Source organism: Streptococcus sp. HMSC074F05 (genome assembly GCF_001808725.1).
GTDB classification, from domain to species: domain Bacteria; phylum Bacillota; class Bacilli; order Lactobacillales; family Streptococcaceae; genus Streptococcus; species Streptococcus parasanguinis_I.
In genome coordinates, this window is record NZ_KV794409.1 from 107,701 (window position 1) to 109,047 (window position 1,347).

General features: G+C 43.9%; 1 protein-coding gene and 1 pseudogene. Both read right to left on the bottom strand.

Annotation, left to right across the window (positions count from 1 at the left end; translation table 11 throughout):
* Positions 1 to 584: pseudogene (locus HMPREF2685_RS02825) on the bottom strand (hypothetical protein); the annotation flags it as partial.
* A gap of 12 nt (positions 585 to 596) precedes the next feature.
* A partial coding sequence (locus HMPREF2685_RS02830; RefSeq protein ID WP_222560473.1) for a DUF6287 domain-containing protein occupies positions 597 to 1,347 on the bottom strand: 751 nt, incomplete at its 5' end.

The following is a 1,347-nucleotide window of genomic DNA, read 5'->3' on the forward strand; positions in this document are numbered from 1 at the left end:
TGAATGGTTGCTTTCTTTTCTTCCTTGGCTCCCCCTTTTCCTAGTGAATAAAGGGTTAATTCCATTTCTGGATTAAGGGATTGCCAAGTGGCGTAGACGATTTGTCCATTGTCAAAAACATCTAAGCTGGAGCGATAGCCACCTGCAGAAGCTACATAGGCTACATGGAGCAAGGTTGGCTGGTTATCTTTCAAATAATACACCGCAGCAATCGTTTTGCCATCCCCAATCAGCAGTTCATCATTACCATCACGATTAAGATCCTCAAAAGCATATTGCCACTCATTGGTACTCCCAAGTGTTTGAAGGTTAAAGACATAGGCATATTCTTCTGAAGTTGCTTCGATCTTCTTCAGTTCATTTTGTAAAGCTGTTTGGTCCTTAGTATGAATGGCAACGGCATAAGACTTATAGCGATCTAATACCTCTTGATAATACTTCTGACCTGTATCTTTCTTCTCTTTTTTGACCGACGAAGAGCTTGCCGTTTTCGGTTTGCTTTGGCGTTCATAGCGTTTGGGCGTACAAGCCACTAGAGATAGCACGGATGCAGCCGCCAGTAGTGAAATCATCAATTTTCTCATAGTACCACTCCTTTAGTCCACACGGTAGAAGAAGTCGCTTGCTTCCCACCCTGCTGATTGACCTGTCCAAATGCGGTCTTTTCCACTATCAGAAGGATCTGCTATTTGTTCAACGTATACAGGCAGAGAAGTTCCTGCTGGAATGAATCTTATAATTGCACCACCCACCTTATACTTAGGATTACTGAATCCTCCACTAAGGTGATTATCTGTTTGTTGAATTCGATTGACCAGCATATTTTCACCGTTCAGGAAAACCTGATTTGCCGATCCATTCCCATCAAATACCAGTGTCCAACCCTTCCCATTTCTCCAGGTTCCTGCAATACTTGAAAAATCACCGTTCTGAATTTCTTGAATGTTCATTCCGCTGCTTTTCTTACTTGAACTGGCTGATTTAGAACCATCCACTCGCGTTGTGAATTCAAGGGCGATCCAGCCTTGTCCAGATTCCAATTTGCCCCACGTATGACCATCCGCATCCACTGTTTCCGTAATGGTGTGAGTTCCTTTTGCGATCATCCCTGCAGAGGGAGCTGAGGTTGAGGGCTTTTTTCGAATACGGAGATCCGACACACTGACTTGCACTTGGAAGCTTTCTGATTTTTTCTCTTCTGCTTTCGCTGTTGATTTGGAATCCCCTGAACCGTCAAAAGTTTTCCAGTCCAGCTTACTGAGGTCCAACTGCTTGGCTGAAATCCCAAGAGCTTGCTCTGCTGTTTGGTCACCACCAATTTGAATGGTTGCTTTCTTTTCTTCCTTG